Genomic DNA, 20,282 nt, shown 5'->3' with positions numbered 1-20,282 from the left:
CCTCCGCGCCCACCATGTCGACGACGCCGCAGCGTTTTCAGCTTCGCCAAGTCCGATTCTGAAATCCACGGTTGCGCCAAGAGTGCGCCAAGAGGCTCGAACTCTCGTGGCAACGCTGGCTGCCTCGCCGTGGCGACCGCCGTCGTCGGGCATTTCAAGTTCTAGGAACGAACGCGCGTTCAAGCGACAGCAGGAGGCGGAGCGGGCCTCGCTCGGTCAAGCCCTAGAGGCAGAGTCCCGTCGCACGCGTGCGTCACCTGCTCGAGGACGCGGGCAAGCAGTGGTGCACCTAGGTGGTGGGGCCACCGCCCGGCCGCGGCCCGTCGAAAGTGCTCGCTTCGTGTAGCACTACCAGAACTGCGCTATACGTTCTCGCCAAGGCCACGGTAGTCGGTGGACCACGCGATGAGTTCGGTGACGACGCGGCGGGCATCTTCAGCGGCGAAGTGCAAGACATGAATGCCTGTGGCACTCACGACCTTGACCCTGACCACGTTGTCATCGACGCTGACACCGGCGAGTTGCAGCGACGGGTCGTTCTCGATGCCCACGATGTCGGACAAATTGGCGGTACATACGGGGGTCGCCAGAGCGGTCCGATGAAAGGCGCGGTCGTCGTCGACGTACACCGTGGGCCGGCTGGATGAATAATTCTCTCTAGCAACTTGTTTCGCGAAATCGTCGGTTTCCACGGTCATGACCCTTCAGCGGAGTACGGAAGGCAGGGGCGGTACGCGCGCTGGTATCTCCGAGCCCGAATGAATTGCCGCCGGGCGCACTGCGTGCACCCGCCCCCAATGCTGCAGCGGTAGCACGTGGCTCGGCTCCGCTGGATCTTCGTCGCCCGGCAACGGGCAACGGCCCACAATCGGGCACCTGCACAATGCCCACATCCGGCCCGGCCAAACCCCGGCCGCTTCGAAATCTTCACGTACCGCCACGTCCACCCCACGCCACACTCAGCGATGTGAGGTGAGGTGCTCACCTGACGAGGGTGGCGGCCGGGGTGGGACGACACTGCGGTGCCGACCACCCGATGACGTGTTTCAGGTTCTTCGTTTACCGGACCAACCGTTCGTCCACCGGCAGCGAATGACTCTGCAATGACGTGCCTGGCCTGACGGCGGCACGCGACCACCCCGGCGAGCCCGATCCGGGACGTACGTCAACGAATCTTCGACGATCAAGGAGTGCTGATGTTCGGCGATCTGTATGAACGGGCGCTCGCGGGCGAACGCTGCTTCATTCGCAACACCGACGGCCGCAGAACGGATCTGCCCTTGCAGCGGTGGCTGGGCAACCACCCCGGCGACGCACCCTTCGACGACGCCGTCCTGGCGATGTGCGACGGACCGACCCTTGAATTGGGCTGCGGGCCGGCACGGCTCATCACCCGACTCACCCGCCGCGGCGTGCCGGCACTGGGCGTGGACCGTTCACCGCGTGCGGTTGCGCTGGCCCGGCTCTGGGGCGCGCCAGCGTTGTGCGCCGACGTGTTCGAACCGCTACCGGGGATCGGCCTGTGGCGCACGGTGTTGTTGGTCGACGGCAACATCGGTCTGGCCGGGGACCCTTTGCGCATCCTTCGGCGATGCCGGGACATGCTGGCCGCCGGAGGGAACGTCCTGGTGGAGTTCGACGCACACCACCACGGGGCGACGACGATGCTCACCCGGTTGGAGACCGACGAGCGCGCCGGGCCGTGGTTTCCCTGGGCCACCGTCGGGGTCGACCACGCCGAGGAGATCGCCGAGCGGGCAGGGTTGCGCTTGAAGGACATTCAGGTGATCGGCGACCGCGCGTTGGCGAGCATGGCATGGGTCTGAGCCGTCGGTGGACGCCGACGGGTGCACGACGCCGACCGGTGAACGATCACGGCCGCGACGAGTCGAGAGCCGGTGAGCGACCACCCGCTCCGGGCGACGAGGACCGCCGAGACGACTACGGTTTTCCGGCTGCGCTGTGGCGGTCGATGGCCGCCCATCCACCCCCGGGTCTCCGAGGTCTGCGGTGGCGCAGTCCGTTGCGGGGACCGTGGCTGACGTCGGTGTTCGGTCTGGTCCTGCTCGTCACTTTGCCCGTCGTCATCGTGACCGGGCTGCTGTCCTACATCGCTTACGGCCCCCAATTCGGGCAGGCCATTCCGGCCGACGTCGGGTGGTTCGTGCTGCCCACCTTCGACTGGCCGACCCGCCCGTCGTGGCTCTACCGGCTGACCCAGGGCTTCCACGTCGGGCTGGGTCTCATCCTCATCCCGGTGGTCCTGGCCAAACTGTGGTCGGTGATACCGAGACTCTTCACCTGGCCGCCGGCACGGTCGCTCGCCCAGATACTCGAACGACTCACCCTGCTGATGCTCGTCGGCGGCATCCTGTTCGAAATCGTCACCGGCGTGCTGAACATCCAGTACGACTACGTCTTTGGATTCAGCTTCTACACCGCGCACTACTGGGGCGCCTGGGTGTTCATCACCGGATTCGTCGTCCACGTCATCCTGAAGATGCCACGCATGGTCGCCTCGCTGAAGACGATGTCGCCGACAACGGTGTTGCGCACCAACCTCGACGACACCAAGGTGGAGCCCACCGACGTCGACGGACTGGTGGCGGTCGACCCCGCACCGCCGACCATCAGCCGCCGTGGCGCGCTGGCCGTCGTCGGTGGCGGCGCGCTGTTGATGGCCGTCCTCACCGCCGGCCAGACACTGGGCGGCATCACCCGCCACGCCGCGCTACTCCTGCCCCGCGGTCGGGACCTAGGGCCAGGGCCCAACGACTTTCAGGTCAACCGGACCGCCGCCGCGGCCGGCGTCGACCCGGCCGCCACCGGGCCGCAGTGGCGACTCACCGTGACCGGCGGGCCGTCGCCGGTCGTGCTCGACCGGGCCGCGCTCACCGCGATGCCCCAGCACACCGCCCGGCTGCCGATCGCCTGTGTAGAGGGCTGGTCGACTACCGAGACGTGGACCGGCGTGCGACTGATCGACCTGGCGCGAACGGCAGGGGTGCCGGAGCCGGTTCTGGCGCGGGTCTCCTCACTCGAGCGTGGCGGCGCCTTTAGCCGAGCGACGTTGCAAGGCAACCAGGTCGCCGACTTGGACTCGTTGTTGGCGTTGCAAGTCAACGGCGCTGACCTGTCGATCGACCACGGCTTCCCCGCCCGCGTCATCGTCCCGGCCTTACCGGGAGTGCACAACACGAAGTGGGTTGCGATGATCGACTTTCAGAGCACCTCGTGACATCCGTCGTCGGGCGCTTCTCCAAGCTGTACGGGTCCGGTCCCGGCCATCTGGTGCTGATGACGGCGGGTTTCGCGGTCCTCGCCGCGGCCGTGGCCACTATGACACCGGCCGCGCTGTGGAATCCACAGTCTTGGTGGCAGTCGATCGCCGTGTGGTTCGTCATAGCGATCATCGCCCACGACCTGATCGCCTTCCCCGTCTATGCGGTCGCCGACCGGGCCCTGCAACGCGGCACCCGCGTCCGCAGTCGACAGCGGTCCGCCACGGTGAACTACCTGCGGATCCCGTCGATGGCAGCCACTCTCACCTTTCTGGTCTTCCTTCCCGGCATCATCGAGCAGGGTGGGCCCGCCTACCAGGCGGCGACCGGCCACACCCAGGAGCCCTTCCTTACGCGGTGGTTGTGGCTCACCGCGACGTTCTTCACCCTCAGCGCAATCACATTCGGTTTGCGGACGACCCGGACGCCACGATGACACCACCTAACACCACGTGCATACGAGGAGCTCTGACGACATGAATACCGGTGAGCTGGCCCGCCAACTGAGTGCCGCATCAATTCAGTTCTGGGTGCAGATCAGTAGCGGCGACCAGTACTACGAGGCTGACTTTACGTTGCAGCCGGAATCGTTCACCGAGGCCGCGCGAGCGCAACGACTCCTTTGGCCAGAAAACGAAGTGTCCGAACGGTACGGATCGACATACAAGGCGGACATGGGTACCCCACTCAGATGACCGAAAACACTCGCCCAGAAGCGGCCCAGTTGCTCGGTGAACTGGCTGTCGAAATGCATGCACAAGACGACACCGACGACATTTTGCAGACCATCACTGCCGGCGCTGTCAGCATCGTTCCAGGGGTGCGATGGGCCGGAATCTCGTTGGTCAAAGGACGCGCCGTCGAGGCGCGGGCACCCACCCATCCCCTTGTCGGCAATCTCGACGCATGGCAATCCGAAACGGGTCAAGGACCGTGCATCTCTGCGTTGCACGAACACCACACCGTTCACATCAACGACATGGGCACCGATGCCCGCTGGCCCGTCTTCGCCAGAGCCGCTCTGGAGCTCGGCGTGCGCACGTCGCTGTCCTGTCGGTTGTTCGTCGGGAAGGACACCATGGGTGCCCTAAATCTGTACGGCGGTGAACCAGGTGTATTCGACGACGAATCGTTCTTCTACGGTGAACTCTTTGCGCAGCATGCCTCGGTAGCACTCGCCGGCGCGCAGGCCGCGGACCAGTTTCACCGGGCGCTGGCCTCACGCGATCTCATCGGGCAGGCCAAGGGAATGATCATGGAGCGCTTCAAGATCGGTGAAGTGCAGGCGTTCACCTTGCTTACCAGACTGTCCCAGGAAACCAACACCAAGCTGGCCGACGTCGCGCTCAGCATTCTGCGCAACCGGTAGCCCACCCGTGGAGATCAGCCAGTACCGCACGGTAGATTCGGACACCCTCAGGTAGAAGCCGATGCCTTTGTCGGTCATGTCACTTCAGGACCAGTTCGTGTCGTTCGCAACGAGCAATCGCCATTGCTCTTCTCATTCGCTGGTTGCGGCAGTTCGCCGAGACCGCCCAACGCACTCTGGCCGCCGACTTCGCCTCGCTGGGTCCGCAAGAATCCTTTTGACACCGCAATCATGTTGTGTCGCATCATCAATACGATGCTCTCCGGTGCGATCCTCAACGGCGGATCGATGGACGACGCCTACCGCTTGACCGCCGGCTTCGTAGATCTCGTCGTGCCGCACTTGCTCGAGGATCAACGAGACGCGAACGCCGACGGGAGCGTTGAGACGAGTGGCCGCCTCTCACCTGTCCGCACGACGACGGAATCGTTGTCCTAGGGTGTAGACATGACTCGGGCGGCGTCACCCAAGGCGTCCGCGGAGGTTGGCCGCCGTCAAGACCGGCGCCGCAAGGAGACCGAAGGTCGGCTGCTCGCCGCCGGCCTCGAAGAACTCCACGATTCCGCTGACGGCGACATCTCGATCCGTGCAGTCGCCGATCGGGCCGGGGTCTCACCGGCGAATGCCTATAAGTACTTCTCGTCGAAGAATGCCTTGGTGGCGGCCATCTATCTCGGCCTGCTGCAAGATCTTCCGTTGCGGACCGATGTGAACGTGCCGACAGCGCTCCGGGTGGTCGCCACCATGGAGGACATGCTCCTCGTGGCCGCACACAAACCCGAGCTGGCGACTGCGTGCGCGGCGTCGCTCATCGTCAGCGAACCGGTGGTAGAGCCCATTCGCAAGGCCATCGCCGAGGAAGTCTCCCGCCGGATCACGTCGGCGCTCGGTCCTGGCTGGCCGGCGCACATGACCACGAGCTTGGGACTGATCTTCAACGGGGCGCTCATCGGCGCTCGGTTCGAATCCTTCGAGAAGGTCTGGCAAGGGCTCGAGGACGCGGTCCATGCGATCTTGGGCGAACCCCCCCACTAGCTCGCCTACTCGACGGCCAGCTCATCGGTCTTTCGCGTTCGACCGAGCGTTGTTCTGGGGCGGAGTTTCCGTCCTCGCGCCGTCGTATGGTCAGGCCGCGCCGACTGAATGGATGCCTCAACTGAGTGGACGTCTGTCCACTAAAAGATTACCGAGCGACCGTGATGGCGGCGTCAGGCTGCACTCGGACACGACTCATTCACGTTGACCGCTGTAAATATATTGTCGTAAAGGGACATTGGTGAATGTGATTGCCCCCTCGCAGATGACGTCGTAAGCTGGACACCTGTCCGGTAGAACGAGCTCCCCGTCGGGAACCGCGTGAGTCCGTCGATGCTGACTCGTCTCGGTGGCGGCGACCGGCAGGTCGTCATGCCCGACGTGGGAAGGTTCGATGAGCGAGCGAGAGTGGCCCCCCGGTGTGGGGCGGCGAAGTCCTCGGCGGCTCCACGTCGACCCGTCCGAGGTGGTGGCGTGGGATGTCGTGGAAGCTGCTCGGCCGATTCTTGGCAGGCGTACCCGGTCGTCGTTGTTCGTCGCGCTCGGCGCCGGTGAGAGCAACGCGGTCATCGTCGACGTCCTGCGGGCCGTCGCCACACGGGGCCAGCATCTGCCGTCGAGCGTCGTCGGCCGTATCGCCGCGTGGCTCGACGGTTACGCCGGCGCAAGGGACGAGCTCATCTTGCGTGACCTCTTCGACCGTGTCGTCGAAACGGCGACCCTTCCTTCACTGCAGAGCCACGAGGAGCCTGATGGAATACGGCGGTAACGAATTCAATCTCTCGGCAGTCTTCGCCACCGTCGCAGAAGCCATTCCCGACCACACCGTCGTGCTGTGGCGGGGACGCCGGTTCACCTACGCGGAGATGAACTCTCGCATCGACGGGCTGGCGCATTACCTCATCGGCCAGGGGATGGGCTGTCACGTCGAGCGCACCGAATTGGGCAGCCACGAGTCTGGGCAGGACCATCTCGGCATCTACCTGCGCAACGGCAACCAGTACCTCGAGACGATGATCGGGAGTTACCGGGCACGGGTGGCGCCCTTCAACGTCAACTACCGATACGTCGGTGAGGAACTGGAATACCTGCTGCGCAACGCGCAGGCAAAGGCGTTGGTGTACGGCGCCGAGTTCGCGCCCCAGGTGGCGGCCATCCGTGGCGAGCTGCCGCACCTCACCGAGCTGATCCAAGTCGCCGACGACTCAGGCAATCCTCTTCTGCCGGGTGCGGTGGACTACGACACCATCCTCACCTCGCCGCGCCCGCCCGAGGGAATGCCCGTTCCGAGCGCCGACGACCTCTTCGTCATCTACACCGGCGGGACGACGGGGATGCCCAAGGGCGTGCTGTGGCGCCAACATGACATCTTCATGTCGTCCATGGGGGGCAAACCCTTCGGCGGTGGTGAACCCCTCACGTGCTACGCCGAACTGGCCGAGCGCGCCAAGCAGGCAGCTGGCGCGACGTCATTGCTGATGGTGGCCCCCTTCATGCATGGCGCAGGTCAATGGTCGGCGTTCTACCTCATCACCATGGGCGGCTTGATCGCCATCCCCGACGACGTCGACCGGCTGCGGCCGGCGTCGGCCCTGAGACTCGCAGAGCGCGAACGACTCCTGAGCATCCCGGTGGTCGGTGACGCCATCGCCCGGCCTCTGCTCGACGAAATCGAGGCTGGTACCTACGACCTGTCCGGTCTGGTCACCATCACCAATGGCGGAGCGCCGCTCTCGCCGACCGTGCGTGACCGCCTGATGGAGGCACTGCCGCACGTCCTGCTCGTCGACGCGGTCGGCTCGTCGGAGTCCGGAACGCAGATGAACATGGTGGCGGCCAAGGGCGACGCGGCTCCGCCCGTGTTCACACCGTCGGAGGACACCGCGGTGGTGGCGCCGGACCTCACCAGGGTGCTCGTGCAGGGGGAAGGCGAGGGCTGGCTCGCGCGCCGTGACCTCATCCCACTGGGGTACCTCGGAGACGAAACCAAGACCGCGGCAACCTATCCGACGATCGACGGTGTCCGATGGTCGATTCCGGGTGACCGCGCACGGGCGTTGGCGGACGGTCGAATCGAACTTCTCGGCCGGGACTCACTAACCGTCAACTCCGGTGGGGAGAAGATCTTCGTCGAGGAGGTCGAACGGGCCGTCGCCGCGCACCCGGCGGTCTACGACGTCGTCGTCGTCGGACGGCCCTCGTCTCGGTGGGGTAGTGAGGTGGTGGCCATCGTCCAACTCGTCGACGGTGCCACCACCACCGATGCCGAGCTTGCCGCAGTGTGCGAGGAGCGCATCGCGCGGTACAAGGTGCCGAAGGTCTTCCTGCGGACCGGCAATGTCGTCCGTTCGCCAGCCGGCAAGGCCGACTATCGTTGGGCGAAGAGCCTGGCCACCAGCGTCGTCGAGACACCGTCGACGTCGGCGACGGTGTGACGGGTTCGCACTGCTACTACCTCGACATCGCAAGCGACGGAACGCTATTCGTCATGCTCCTGAAGTTCGTAGGCCTCGACGACCTCCCGTGCCGACTCAGGCTCCCTCGAGAAATCGAATGATCAACTAAACCTGGAAATCGGGTGCCGCGTCACCCAATTTGCGCCCGATCGCACCCCAGGGATCGGCATACTGACCCGGTTGCTTCCAGTATGCGGAGCGGCGCGCGAGGACCGCTTTGACGACGGGTGCCACGATACGCAGCATATGCCGCGAACGGCCGGTTCGTCGGCGCGCTTCGGCGAGCATGTCCGACCAGGAATGGTGTTGAAAGGCCAGTGCTTCCTGTGCGCGCGTGGTGTCCATCCAGTCGGTGACGAACCATGCGTCGTCGTCGTCCGGGTTGCCCTTGCGGCCCTTGGGTGTACCGCCCACCATCCCCCGGGCTGCCGCCAGTGCGGGTCCGACGTCGCCGTGGAGCACGCGGTGGGAATCGTCACCGGCGATCAAGAGGATCTCGTGGACGACGTCGGCGGTGGTCGCGGCGGCGAACGCCCACGCCACGTCTCGGACGTCGACGCTGTGCAACCGCCCGTCAATCGGGAGGGTGCTGTCGAAGTACATCGCGTCGGCGCTGAAGGGGATGGCGTCGGGATCGGCACTGAGCACACCGCCAAGCCGCAGCACCACCCACTCCAGCGACGAATCCCGCACGATGGTTTCGGCTTCGGCCTTGTGCGCACTGTAAAGGTCGGAGTGCTTCATCGGCATGTCGGCGGTGACCGGCCCCGTCGAACGATGGGGATTGCGTGACCCGAAGACGGCGTTGCTCGAGGCTTGTACCCAGCGTGGCGGCGTGGGTTGAGCTTCGGCTATGCGGACCAGATTGGCCGTGGCGTCGACGTTGACCCGTCGGGCGAGTGCTCGGTTCTTGTAGATTGCGGGCGGGATGATCGCTGCGAGGTGGACGATCACCGTCGGGGTTACCTCTGCGACTACCCGGGCGGTCTGTTCGGCGTCGGTCAGGTCAACCCAGGACACGCTCACCCCGGGCGGCAGTGTGGTTGCGGCCGCACGATTTGCAGGCGTGTCCAGATCGGCTACGACGACAGTGCGCCCGAGTTCGACGAGTCGCCCAACAGTGGCCGACCCGACCAGACCGAAGCCGCCCGTGACGAGAACTGTTCCCGGCATGAAACCTCCTGATGTATTGCTGGGCGTCTCGACACCCAAGGCCAGTGCACGAAGTGCGGCAGGCTCTCACGGGGTCGTGCGTCGTGAGGGCGGGGGCCTCAAGCTGGTTTCACCATGTTCGCACCGCGGCTCATTGGCCCGGGCGATGAGATCGATGACGGTGTGGAGTCGGCGATGCACCTCGTCGAACGTCCTGCGCCCCTGCACGAGTGCCAGTATCTCCGAGGTCCATACGTCGGTGAGAACGTCGGCGGTGTTCCGATGGAGCTCGTCGACGGCGCCGTCACTCATCAGGTGGGCGAACATCTTGCTCGTCTGCACTCTGATCATCTCGGCCTCGGCCGAGGCGACCATGCTCGATGCGACGTAGGCGTGTGTCATGGCTTCGGTGACTCGGTCGGAGTGCTCCATTGCCTTGACCAAGCGCCAGACGACGATCCTCAGACGGGCGAAGGGGTCCTGAATCTGGGCGAGGCGGTGGGCCAAGTCGTCGTCGAAACGCATCAGCTCGCGGTCGAGGGCCCACACCAAGACGTGCACCTTGGACGGAAAGTAGTGGTAGAGCGTTGCGAGCGACACCTTGGCCAGATCTGCGATGTCGCGAACGTGCACACGGTCATACCCTCCGGCTGCGGCAACCGTGACGGCGGCGTCGAGAATCCGCGCGCGCCGCTGCCGCTGCCGCTCGGAGGTGAGTTGGTCTTCGGGCAGGGCCGGCTCGTGGAAGTGATACGTCGCGGAATGTTCGTACTGAATGCCGTCACTACTGAACAGCATTCGTCAGTCTCCCCGTAGTTCAGAGGAGACGGCCCCGCCTGAGGGGCCCATGGCGTCGGCGGCTGCGGCCAGCAGCGCTTCGACATCGACGAGCTTGCGGCGCGGTCGTAATTCAGCGGCGCCGAGTTCGCGCTCCCTGGCGTCGATTGCGTGCCACCCCGACCAGCTCACCGGGTCGACGCCGCGGGCGCCCATCGTCGCCGAAAGGTCACCTGCGCTGCCGATCTCACCCACGAGGCGACCCGTGTCGAAATCCTGGAGCAGGGCCGTGACCGTCTCCTCCGCGCAGGCGCGGTTGGTTCCGATGACTCCTCGCGATCCTCGTTTGGCCCATCCGGTGACGTACACCCCGGGAATTGGCTCGTGATCATCGTCGATGACCCTGCCCGCCACGTTCGGGATGCGACCGGTGGCCCAATCCCACGGCACACCGTCGATCTTCGATCCGCGGTACCCGATGGATCGCAGCACCAGACCGGTCTCGAGGATCTCGCAGTCAGTCGTCGAATCGCCCAAGACCAGACCGCCGCCGTCGCCGATTCGGTTGCGCACGACGCTGAGCCCCTCGAGGTGCTGCTCACCAACGAACTCGACCGGGGATGTGAGGAATCGCAGGATGATTCGCCTGTCTTGACCTTGGTCCTTCCGGTCGACGTACTCGCGTGCAATGTCCAGCTTCAGCGTGGTCTCGACGTCGTCGTGTGGCGTTGCCTCGAGGTCGTCGTCACCTTCGATGGCCACGCTCACCCCGTCGAGGCTGCCCAATGCGAGGAATTCCCCGACGGAGAACGCAGCGTTGCGTAGCCGCCGTCGGCCGACGACGACGACCTCCTCGATCGCGCTGTGGCGCAACGCTTCGAGCGCATGGTGAGCAATGTCGGTCACGGCAAGCTGTTCTGGCGTCGCCAGCAAGATCCGAGCGACGTCGAGCGCCACATTCCCGTTGCCGATGATCACTGCCCGCTCGTGCGTCAAGTCGAAGTCGTGTTCGGTGTGGTCGGGGTGACCGTTGTACCAAGCCACGAAATCCGATGCCGCGTGACTGCCGGGCAGTTCCTCACCGGGTATCCCAAGGCTACGAGAGTCTGCGGCGCCGACGGCGTAGATCACCGCGTGGTGGTGGTCGAGCATGTCGGCATGACTGAGATCGCGGCCGACGTCGACGTTCAGGTGAGTGGTCAACCGCGGGGATGCGAATGCCCTCCGGAAGACGTCGGTGATGGATTTGGTGTGTTGATGGTCGGGTGCTACGCCGGCTCGAACGAGGCCATACGGCGTCGGCAGCCTCTCGAAGAGGTTCACCTCGACCCCGTCGACGCCAATCAATTCGGTTGCTGCGTAGCACGCTGCGGGTCCGGCGCCCACGATGGCGACGCGAAGCCGTCCCGGCGTCACCGGGCGATGCTTGGGTGCAGGCGCCGACGAGTACGGCTCGAGGGGGTGGCGCGCGAAATACGTGGCGTTGATGTCCTTGAAACGCGCCATCGACGGTGAGAGATCGTCCTCGTAATGGACCGCGCCAACCGGGCATTCGTCCATGCAGGCGCCGCAGTCGATGCACGCTTCCGGATCGATGTAGAGCATCTCGGTGTCGGTGGACTCCCCGGCGCCGCCTACCGGACGGATGCAGTCCACCGGGCACACCGGGACGCAACTGGCGTCCTTGCAGCAATTTTGGGTGATGACGTATGCCACCTCGGTCCCTTCGTCGTCGGCGGAAGCATGGTCACGGGGTGCAGGTCCACAAAGTGCGGGCGGTGGCCGTCAACGGCGAGGCGGGCCATCGAGGATGAGGCTGACGGCCGTCTCGACGCCCTCGGCGGCCTTCTCGAAGCTCATCGTCCCCATGGCGGCCTGAATGAGGGCGCCGGAGAAGATGAATTCGAGTGTCGTGATGACTTCGGGCCAGCATCCCGGCCCCATGGCCGAGGTGATGAGTCGGTGAATTTCCAGCCCGATTCGCTCTTGAGCCCGGGCAGCGGCCGTGCCGGCGTGCAGGTAGACCGCGGCGCACGCCGAGGCGATGGCGGGTTCATCGGCCACCGCGATCATCATGCGTCCGAGTTGCTCGGCCACCCGCGCGAGGGAGCCTTGGTCGGCCTCATCGCTCAGAGCCACGGCGCTAAGTCGGCTCAGGCACGTCTCCAGGATCAGCTCGTCGATCGATCCGAATAATTCGTCGGCGACCACCGGAGAGATGCCTGCGCGTTCGGCCACAGCGCCGACGGTGACCGCATCGAGTGAGGACTCACGTAACCAGCCCACGGTCGCGTCGATTAGCGCGGCCGTAACTGATTCATTCGCCCGTCGTCGTCGACGGACGCTCAGGTCGGTCACGCCGACGGCCCCTGGACTGGACATGTGTCCAGAATATCCGTTGTCGATGCGATCGGCAACGTCTCGTTGAATTCATTGGCAATGCCCGTGTTACGTCGAATACCAGCCTGGTGTCAACGCAGTATTGACACCCGGAGATGGACGATCGGAGATTTTGGTAGACAGATGTCTACTAAGGGTAGGGGTAGAGTCGTCGATGACGTGACCGAGCTTCTCAGCCAGTGATGAGACGACCCGTCATGGCCGGCAGGTCCGCGAAAGACCGATTACTTACATAAAAATATTAAGCGTGCAATCATCATGCATGTCAGGTCGGCACCGACGACTGAATCTGACGCCGGGTAGGACGAATGGGTCGCGATGTGGCCGATCGCCGTCGCGGCAAGAGGAGGACTACGTGGCAAAGGCGGACGCTGTGCCAGCACCGCGATTGCACCACGTCGTCTTCGCGGTGCGTCCGGAGTCCTTCGACGGGGCCAGCCGATACCTAGAACTGCTTGGTTTTCACCTGGTCGAATACGTCGTCGATGACGTCGGCCTCAGGGTGCGCATCGACTGGAATGGCGGAATGGAACTGGTCACCCCCACCGAGGAGCACTTCGCCCAAAGTGGTTCAGTCGGAGACTTTCTCGCCCGATACGGCGAGGGATTGTTCGCCGTCGCGGTGCGGGTGCCGGATGCTAAAGGTGCCTGCGCCGTGGCCGAGGCAGAAGGGGCCGTGGAGCGTTACCGCCAGCATCGTGGCGGTGACGGGTTCACGCTCACCGAGATCGACATGGCGCCACTGTTCGGTGTGCCGATCACGTTCTTGGAGACCGACCTCGAGTGACGTTGCCCCGCCATTATCTGTCGATCGAACCGCACTGACACGTGGTGCGCACTCGCCGAATCGAGCGCGGAAAGACGAGATTCAGCTCAAAGGAGGTAGCAATGGGATCGTTGGACGGACGCGTCGCGATCGTGACGGGCACCAGTAGAGGGGTGGGCGTGGGTGTCGCCCGCGAACTCCTCCAGGAGGGGGCGACCGTCGTCGGGTGCTCGCGCTCGCCCTTGCCTGGCCTACCCGGCGCAGCGGACGTTCCCGGAGGTGAACAGCGCTCCGTTCAGTGGGTCTGCGACCAAGGCGATTACGGGTCGATCGACGAGTTCGTGGCTCGCGTCGTCCAAACGTACGGGCGGATCGACATCCTGGTGAACAACGCAGGTGGCACTGTACCTTCGCCCAGCGTGGACAGCGTGCCGCCGCTCGTATCCCGAATTCAGGGCGCGCCCTCCAGCGACGACGATTACGAGCGCAGCGTGCTGTTTCACGCATTCGCCATCCAGATGAACCTCATCAGCCCGCTGTGGTTCGCCATCCGCGTCTTCCGGCAGATGAAGCACCAGGACGGCGTCGGATCGATAGTCAACATCAGCAGCGGCGCCGGGCATCCCGCCGGTTCGCCGACCTTGGTGTCCTACGGCGCGGCGAAGTCGGGCCTCAATCATCTGACTCGTTCTCTGGCCCAGGAATGGGGCCCCAAAGTGAGGGTGAATTGCCTGGCGTTGGGACCGACGATGACGGAGAACTTTCAGAGCTTCGTCCTGCCCGACGACGACAAGTCTGGCGCGAAGTATTTCGACAACGTACCGCTCAAGCGGGCCGGCGACCCAAGTGAGGTTGGCCGGGCGTGCGTCTTCTTGTGCAGTGGAGAGGCAGACTTCGTCAACGGCACCACTGTCGAAGTCGACGGCGGCATGCTGCCTGGCGTCCTGTACGACGCAGGCTTGAAGACCATCACCGATCTTCTCTAGGAGGCTGTTCCGTGACCGTGAGAGTCGTGCAGTTCTCGACTGGAAATGTTGGCGTGCACGCACTTCGGCAGATCATCGAAAGTCCGCACCTCGAGTTGGTCGGCGTGCACGCCAGTGGCCCGGCCAAGGTGGGTCGTGACGCAGGTGAACTGTGCGGGATGGGCTTGACCGGCGTCATCGCGACAGATGACGTCGCGGCACTGGTGGCGCTCCGCGCGGATTGCGTCGTCTACACCTCCCAAGCCGAGACCCGACCCCAGGACGCGCTGGCCGAGATCATCGCCTTCTTGGAGGCCGGCACCAATGTCGCGGCGACGTCGATGGTCTGGTTGGTTCACCCAGCGCACGCCGAGGCGTGGTTGCGCGAGCCTCTCGCCGAAGCCTGCGCGCGTGGCGGATCGTCGTTGTACGTCAACGGCATCGATCCCGGCTTCTCCGGGGACACCTTGCCGCTGGCGGCTTTGACGTTATGCCAGTCCGTGGAGCGGCTAGTGGTACAGGAGGTCTTCGACTACGGCACGTACGACGACGCGGACTTCACAGGCGTCAGCTTCGGATTCGGATTGGCCCCAGGTGACGAAACCCCGACGCTCTTCCTGCCCGGTGTGCTGACGTCGATCTGGGGAGGGCCGGTAAAGGTGGTGGCCGAGTCGCTCGGCGTGGTACTCGATGAAATTCGCGAGAGTCACGACACCTGGTTGGCGACCGAAGCCATCAGCTGCACGATGATGCACGTGGACCCTGGTCACGTCGCCGCGGTGCGGTTCGCAGTGGAGGGCATCAAGGATGGCCGCTCGGTGATCGCGATGGAGCACGTCAACCGGCTTACCGACGCTGCGGCACCGGAGTGGCCCCAGCCGCCCGAAGGCAGACTGGGAGTGCATCGGGTGGTGATCACCGGAAGCCCGGGAGTGGAGATCAACACTCACGTCGGGCTCGACGGCGTCGATCACAACCAGGGCGGCGTCATCGCAACGGCGGCGCGAGCCGTCAACGCCGTGCCCGCAGTGGTGCGCGCCCGGCCCGGCCTGCTCGCTGTGCGAGATCTGCCTGCCGATCAGGCCTCGGGCCTTCTCAGGCATCGCAGCAGCGCTCAGAGTGGTTGATGCTGTTCGATGTAGGCGACGATCACGTTGACCAGGGCCCGCCGTTCTCGGCGCGTGTCGACTGGGGTGGCCATGACCATCTGCGCTAGCACCAGGCCGCGCAACGCTGCCCAAAGGAGATCGCCGACCGCGGCCGCGTGCGACGTCTTCAGACCGTTGCCGATCTGCTTGCCAAGCTGACTCAGAGCATTGGCCAAGGCCACGAGGTGCTCGCTGGCAGCTGGATCACGATGGGCGCGAGTCGCAATGACTATTTCGAGAGCAGCCATCGACGTAGGGGTGGAGAATGCCTCCCAGGCGGCGGTGACGATCATCTCTGCGGTAGCCCGAACGGTCAGCGTCGGCGACACGTCCAGCGGAGCGCGAAGCGCTTGCAGCAGTTGAGCATAACCGTCATCGACGACGGCCATCATCAGAGCTTCCCGGTCGCCGAAGTGGTACTGGATGACACCCCACGTCACCCCTGCCCGCTCCGCGATGTGACGGGCGCTGGCCGCCGCGTAACCCTCCTCCACGATGCAATGCACCGTTTCGTTGAGGACGACTGCTCGCGTTCGCTCTGCGCGCTCCTGGCTGCCTCCAATAGGCCGTCGGGGTGCGGGCCGTTGCGATGCCATGCTGCTAGACCACCACACCGTGGACGTGCAGCGTGACTGCCCTCGCGGTCCAGGCGGCCCTGGCTAGGTGACGTCTCGAGCGGTCGCCGCAAACCTCACACACAGCTGGTGACGTCGTGCGTCGCGTCGGCAGTCGTCCGCCCAGGGCCGGTGTCGAAAGCAGGAAAGACGAAACGTTGGAGGATCTCGGCTTCGAGTCGATCGTCACCGACGTTCAAGTAGGTCATCGACAACACGACGTGGACGATCCACACTGCCGCTGCGCGATCGTTGCCTGCAATTCCGGTCAGCTCGGCGGCGAGCGCGCTCAAGACGGGCGAGGAGTGCAGATCGCTGAGCTCGGGCACCTTGTCCGAGGTCATCATCAGACGCCGAAGGGGACTAGCCCGAACTTGTCGCAGCGCCACGGCAATAGCCGTGACGACCCGTTCGGGCCCGGTTAGATGCTCGACTTCGCGTCGGACGGCGTCGGTGATCGCCGTCGCGATGCGGACCAGCACGACGTCGCGTATCTGCGCCTTGTTACCGGCGTAGCGGTAGATGGTCGCCCTCGAACAGTGCACCCGCTCGGCCAGAGTGTCCATGTCCAGGGCGCTAAGCCCCTTTCGGCGCACGAGATCGCTCGCGGCGGAGTAGATCCGTTCAGCGGCCGCCGCGTGGCGGTCTCCGCCGACCACCCAATCGGCTCGTCCCATAGGTCCGCCCTGTCTCCCGAATGTGTGCCCAAGTGTCGCACGGTTGAGACGAATTTCGGCGAATATCTCAGCTTCATGCACGTGAAGGGCGGGCGCTGAGACACTTGCGGCGGTCGGCGCGGGAGCCAACTTCCAACTTGACCGCAAGGGCTTGACCAGGCTGTTCCCATCGAGCAGCGTGAAGCGATGACACCCCGCAATGGCGCGACTGGACTTGCGCTGTTCGACGACCAGTTCATCCAAGATCCTCGTCCGTTGTATGAGCGCATGCACGCAGCCGGTCCCGTGCATCGGATCGGTGATTCAGACTTCTACGCAGTGACAAGCTGGGAAGCGGTCACCGAGGCAGTCGGGCGGTGCGAAGACTTCTCGTCGAACCTGACGGCGACCATGATGCACGACCGCGACGGCACCGTGCGACCCTTCCCCATGGGTGAACTCGACGGCCCGACGCAGGTGCTCGCCACCGCCGATGATCCCGCGCATGCCGTTCACCGCAAGGCGCTCATTCCGCAATTGGCGGCCAAGCGGATACGGGGCGCCGAAGCCTTCGTCGCCGAAACGTCGACCCACCTGTGGGACGCGGCCGTGCACGACGGGCGCATCGAATGGATGGGTGCAATGGCCAACCGCCTGCCCATGATGGTCGTCGGACGACTCATCGGGGTCCCCGACCAGGACGTCGACAAATTGAGCGAATGGGGTTACGCCGCAACGCAATTGTTGGAGGGTCTGGTCACCGAGGATCAGCTGGCTGCTGCCGGTGTCGCCGTGATGGAGCTGAGCGGCTACGTCACCGAGCAGTTTCGCGCCGCGACCGCCGCCAGCCCGCAGGACAACCTCCTCGGTGACCTCGCCGCGGCGTGCGCCGCAGGCCAGATGGAGGAGATCACGGCGCTGATCATGATGATCACGTTGTTCAGCGCCGGAGGCGAGTCCACGGCATCGCTGATCGGGTCGGCCGCCTGGATCTTGGCGACCCGTCCGGAAGTGCAAACGCAGGTGCGCGCCGAGCCGGCCTTGCTCGGCACGTTCCTCGAAGAAGTGCTGCGTTGCGAGCCGCCCTTCCGCGGCCACTATCGTCACGTCGTCGCCGACACCGAGCTCGCAGGCGTCGCCTTGCCCGCGAATTCACGCCTACTCTTGATGTGGGGTGCGGCCAATCGCGACCCCGCGCACTTCGAGAACCCTGACGAGTTCCTGCTGAATCGGTCCGCCGGCAAGGGACATCTCGCGTTCGGCAAAGGCGCACACTTCTGCGTCGGCGCCGCTCTTGCCCGGCTGGAGGCCACTGTCGTCATCGGCCAAATGCTGGAGCGCACCAAGACGATTCACATTGCCGAAACGGGTCGGTGGTTGCCCAGCTTATTGGTACGTCGGCTCGACCGTCTCGAACTGACGGTGTCGTGACCGGCCAAGCCGAGCTGGTGGCCTTCTATGAACTCACGCAAGCCAAGGCCGCGTACTGCCGGAACCTCGACAACCGAGATTGGGACGCGCTGGCGGCGTTGATGACCGACGACGTGGCGTTCGGCATGAGCGAATCTGATACAGAGCCCGAGACGACCTCGGGTCGCGACGCGACACTGACCCTGCTGCAGTCCTTGGTCGTTGGTACCAGGACGGTCCATCAGGTTCACACCCCCGAGATCAGTCTCCGAGGAAACGAGGCGACGGTCATCTGGGCCGCACAGTACCGAACCGTGTTCGAGAACGGGACTTCGGTCACCGGCTACGGGCACTACCACGAACGCTGGGTGCGCCAGGGACACGGATGGAAGGTGGCGTCATTGCACCTCCGCCACCTCCTGACCGACGTCACTCAGTCCTAGCCCCTGGCGTACCAACTGTTGTTCGCCAAGTCTCAAGCCGCGTAGTCCGTGTGACGCAAGCGGTCCGCCACTGCGGGCCTCGAGGGCTAAGCGCTCCGGGGATCGGTCATCAGGTCAACCCACGTCTCGGCCGTCATGCTGCCGCCCGTGCCGGTGGCAAAGGTGCTGATGTGCCCGTCGGGGTCCAAGAACTGGCCGCTCGCCGGATCGTATGTGGCGGTCGCAGCGCTGGCCTGGGGTGCTCCGGCATCCGGATTCGACGGGGCTTCGGCAGGCAACGGCGCCGCCGGTTCAGGCGAGGGTGCAGGCGGCGGGGGCACGTCAGGCGCAGGTGCCGGCGGCTGCTGCCCGTACGGGGGTACCTGTTGATCGGGTGGGGCGCGGAATGGCAGGGGAAACGGCTGCGGCCCAGGGGTGACCGGGGGGGTCTGCTCGGGAAATGGCGGTGTCAGTGCCGGGCCGGGCCCGGGTGCGACGCCGGGCGGTAGCTGCACGACGGGTGGTCCGGGGTCGTAATCGGCCTCAGGCGGAATGAAAGGATATTTGTTGGGCGGCAGAATGTTTCGTGGATCCGTAATGGGCGTGCCGTAGGGTACCGGTGGCCCGCGGAACGGGTTCGTGCCAACCGGTACGTAACCGACTGGGTCGCGGCACAACTGTACGGTCGGGGCACGTTTGCCGGGAAATTCTTGGCAGGGATAGTTTCGGGCGCCACGCACTGCAGTTGGATCATTCTGCGCCACTTTGCAATACAGGTCTTTGGGAAGATCACGCAACGTCTCGTCGGCGGGGGTGCGCTGTAGAGCCGGGGGAATGAAGCCGGTAAAGCAGGGCGGTGGGTCACCGAGATTGAACTTGAAGTCCGCCTTGGCGCCCTCGTCGCCGGGGAGCTGCTCGGCGGTGGTCAGCAGCACCGTGGTGACGGCGGGAAAGATGACGAGCACTTGCTCGATTGACTTGCGGTAGATCACGCCGATGCGACCGAAGTTGGCCAAATTGGCAGCGAGGGTGGGGAAGGAGGGTCTAATCCCGTCGAAGGTGTCGGTGGCGGCTCGGGCGGCGGCGGGGGCTGACTGTAGAACACTGCGAACCTGGGGGCCGGCCTTGCTGGCCTCGGTCGACAGGCGGGCCAGTCCGTCGGCGATGGACTTGATGTTGTCGCCGCTGCGGATCTGACCGTCGAGGACGGGGCCCGCTTGATCGATGAGGGCGGTCGTGTCGTCGGCGTGGCTGTTGGCTTCGTCGACCAACAATCTCGACGACTCGATGAGCCGCGCGAGCTCGGGTCCGGATCCGTCGAAGGCTTTGAAAGTCTCGTGCAGCAGATCACGCAGACGGCTCTGGTCCAAGGAGTCGACGAGCCGTTGGGCCTGTCCGAGCAGCCCGGCGACGTCTCCGGGGATATCGGTGTGCGCACGATCGATGCGCGACCCATTGCGCAAGACGTCGCGGGAGGGATCGGCCGGCGGCACCAAGTCGATGTACTGCTCTCCGATGGCCGACATGCTCTTCACGGAGGCGGTGACGTTGGCGGGTATGGACGTGCCGGTGTCGAGTTTCATCGTCGCGTCGACCCCGTGACCGTGCGTCAACGACACCGCGGTGACTTGGCCCACGGTGGTGCCACGATAGGTGACGTTCGACTTCTCGTAGAGCCCGCCGCTCGCAGCGAAATTCGCTGTCAGGGTATAGGTCCCGAATCCGAGGGCGGCGGGCACGTGGAGATAGAGCAGCGACACCGTGGTGATGACGACGACGGTGATTACGGCGAAGATCGTCAGCTGGATGCGCACGACACGCGTCAACACGG

General features: G+C 64.9%; 21 protein-coding genes. 13 read left to right on the top strand and 8 right to left on the bottom strand.

From position 1 onward, the window contains the following. Positions 1–362 precede the first annotated feature (362 nt). Positions 363–698 carry a hypothetical protein gene (locus H7K45_RS25065; protein WP_263998774.1) on the bottom strand — a complete coding sequence of 112 codons (336 nt, stop codon included), beginning with the start codon at positions 696–698 and terminating at the stop codon, positions 363–365. A gap of 498 nt (positions 699–1,196) precedes the next feature. On the opposite strand from H7K45_RS25065, the gene H7K45_RS25060 reads away from it, so the two are divergent. From H7K45_RS25060 to H7K45_RS25025, 8 genes are all read left to right on the top strand, one after another. Continuing rightward, positions 1,197–1,826, top strand: a complete 630-nt coding sequence (locus tag H7K45_RS25060) for a class I SAM-dependent methyltransferase (RefSeq protein WP_263998773.1) — start codon at positions 1,197–1,199, stop codon at positions 1,824–1,826. 146 nt (positions 1,827–1,972) lie between these two features. Further along, positions 1,973–3,238, top strand: coding sequence for a molybdopterin-dependent oxidoreductase (locus tag H7K45_RS25055; RefSeq protein ID WP_263999311.1), 1,266 nt, complete (start codon positions 1,973–1,975; stop codon positions 3,236–3,238). Continuing rightward, positions 3,235–3,717 (top strand): hypothetical protein, encoded by a 483-nt coding sequence (locus H7K45_RS25050; RefSeq protein ID WP_372512635.1) that lies wholly within the window; start codon positions 3,235–3,237, stop codon positions 3,715–3,717. Before H7K45_RS25055 ends, H7K45_RS25050 begins: the two co-directional genes overlap by 4 nt. Before the next feature lie 40 nt (positions 3,718–3,757). After that, positions 3,758–3,976 (top strand): hypothetical protein, encoded by a 219-nt coding sequence (locus H7K45_RS25045; protein WP_263998772.1) that lies wholly within the window; start codon positions 3,758–3,760, stop codon positions 3,974–3,976. Beyond that, on the top strand, positions 3,973–4,650 hold the full coding sequence (locus H7K45_RS25040) for a GAF and ANTAR domain-containing protein (protein WP_263998770.1): 678 nt from the start codon (positions 3,973–3,975) through the stop codon (positions 4,648–4,650). Before H7K45_RS25045 ends, H7K45_RS25040 begins: the two co-directional genes overlap by 4 nt. Positions 4,651–5,097: 447 nt before the next feature. Further along, the gene (locus H7K45_RS25035; RefSeq protein WP_263998769.1) at positions 5,098–5,685 is read left to right on the top strand and encodes a TetR/AcrR family transcriptional regulator; all 588 of its coding nucleotides are present in this window, start codon (positions 5,098–5,100) and stop codon (positions 5,683–5,685) included. Positions 5,686–6,079: 394 nt separating this feature from the next. Beyond that, positions 6,080–6,454, top strand: a complete 375-nt coding sequence (locus tag H7K45_RS25030; protein WP_263998767.1) for a hypothetical protein — start codon at positions 6,080–6,082, stop codon at positions 6,452–6,454. Then, on the top strand, positions 6,438–8,120 hold the full coding sequence (locus tag H7K45_RS25025; protein ID WP_263998766.1) for an acyl-CoA synthetase: 1,683 nt from the start codon (positions 6,438–6,440) through the stop codon (positions 8,118–8,120). The genes H7K45_RS25030 and H7K45_RS25025 overlap by 17 nt, the downstream gene beginning before the upstream one ends. Positions 8,121–8,246: 126 nt before the next feature. On the opposite strand, the gene H7K45_RS25020 is transcribed toward H7K45_RS25025, so the two are convergent. The 4 genes from H7K45_RS25020 to H7K45_RS25005 form a co-directional block, all read right to left on the bottom strand. Further along, positions 8,247–9,314: an NAD-dependent epimerase/dehydratase family protein gene (locus H7K45_RS25020; RefSeq protein WP_263998765.1), complete on the bottom strand. Its 1,068-nt coding sequence runs from the start codon at positions 9,312–9,314 to the stop codon at positions 8,247–8,249. A 66-nt stretch (positions 9,315–9,380) separates the two neighbouring features. Further along, complete coding sequence (locus H7K45_RS25015) at positions 9,381–10,091, bottom strand: TetR/AcrR family transcriptional regulator (protein WP_263998764.1); 711 nt, start codon at positions 10,089–10,091, stop codon at positions 9,381–9,383. Between the two features lie 3 nt (positions 10,092–10,094). Then, complete coding sequence (locus tag H7K45_RS25010) at positions 10,095–11,786, bottom strand: FAD-dependent oxidoreductase (protein WP_263998763.1); 1,692 nt, start codon at positions 11,784–11,786, stop codon at positions 10,095–10,097. A 69-nt stretch (positions 11,787–11,855) separates the two neighbouring features. Beyond that, complete coding sequence (locus tag H7K45_RS25005) at positions 11,856–12,452, bottom strand: TetR/AcrR family transcriptional regulator (protein WP_263998760.1); 597 nt, start codon at positions 12,450–12,452, stop codon at positions 11,856–11,858. A 391-nt stretch (positions 12,453–12,843) separates the two neighbouring features. Between H7K45_RS25005 and H7K45_RS25000 the strand changes: the two genes are divergently transcribed. The 3 genes from H7K45_RS25000 to H7K45_RS24990 all read left to right on the top strand — a co-directional run bounded on the left by H7K45_RS25000 (position 12,844) and on the right by H7K45_RS24990 (position 15,328). Beyond that, positions 12,844–13,257 (top strand): VOC family protein, encoded by a 414-nt coding sequence (locus H7K45_RS25000; RefSeq protein ID WP_263998759.1) that lies wholly within the window; start codon positions 12,844–12,846, stop codon positions 13,255–13,257. 101 nt (positions 13,258–13,358) lie between these two features. Then, positions 13,359–14,222: an SDR family NAD(P)-dependent oxidoreductase gene (locus tag H7K45_RS24995; protein WP_263998758.1), complete on the top strand. Its 864-nt coding sequence runs from the start codon at positions 13,359–13,361 to the stop codon at positions 14,220–14,222. Between the two features lie 11 nt (positions 14,223–14,233). Further along, positions 14,234–15,328 carry an NAD(P)H-dependent amine dehydrogenase family protein gene (locus H7K45_RS24990; RefSeq protein WP_263998757.1) on the top strand — a complete coding sequence of 365 codons (1,095 nt, stop codon included), beginning with the start codon at positions 14,234–14,236 and terminating at the stop codon, positions 15,326–15,328. Here H7K45_RS24990 and H7K45_RS24985 read toward each other — a convergent pair. Then, complete coding sequence (locus tag H7K45_RS24985) at positions 15,316–15,945, bottom strand: TetR/AcrR family transcriptional regulator (RefSeq protein WP_263998756.1); 630 nt, start codon at positions 15,943–15,945, stop codon at positions 15,316–15,318. The two genes, H7K45_RS24990 and H7K45_RS24985, sit on opposite strands and share 13 nt — an antisense overlap. A gap of 95 nt (positions 15,946–16,040) precedes the next feature. Further along, a complete protein-coding gene (locus tag H7K45_RS24980; protein WP_263998755.1) occupies positions 16,041–16,640 on the bottom strand; it encodes a TetR/AcrR family transcriptional regulator in 600 nt (199 codons plus the stop codon). A gap of 186 nt (positions 16,641–16,826) precedes the next feature. On the opposite strand from H7K45_RS24980, the gene H7K45_RS24975 reads away from it, so the two are divergent. Next, complete coding sequence (locus tag H7K45_RS24975) at positions 16,827–18,050, top strand: cytochrome P450 (RefSeq protein ID WP_263998754.1); 1,224 nt, start codon at positions 16,827–16,829, stop codon at positions 18,048–18,050. After that, positions 18,047–18,472, top strand: coding sequence for a nuclear transport factor 2 family protein (locus H7K45_RS24970; RefSeq protein ID WP_263998753.1), 426 nt, complete (start codon positions 18,047–18,049; stop codon positions 18,470–18,472). Before H7K45_RS24975 ends, H7K45_RS24970 begins: the two co-directional genes overlap by 4 nt. Positions 18,473–18,558: 86 nt before the next feature. Here H7K45_RS24970 and H7K45_RS24965 read toward each other — a convergent pair whose 3' ends face one another. Continuing rightward, positions 18,559–20,280 (bottom strand): MCE family protein, encoded by a 1,722-nt coding sequence (locus H7K45_RS24965; protein ID WP_263998752.1) that lies wholly within the window; start codon positions 20,278–20,280, stop codon positions 18,559–18,561. Positions 20,281–20,282: the final 2 nt, after the last annotated feature.

The organism is Mycobacterium yunnanensis (assembly GCF_025823185.1).
In the GTDB taxonomy this organism is placed as follows: domain Bacteria; phylum Actinomycetota; class Actinomycetes; order Mycobacteriales; family Mycobacteriaceae; genus Mycobacterium; species Mycobacterium yunnanensis.
The sequence above is the reverse complement of the archived record's forward strand: the minus strand, read 5'-3'. Positions and strand labels throughout refer to the sequence as shown.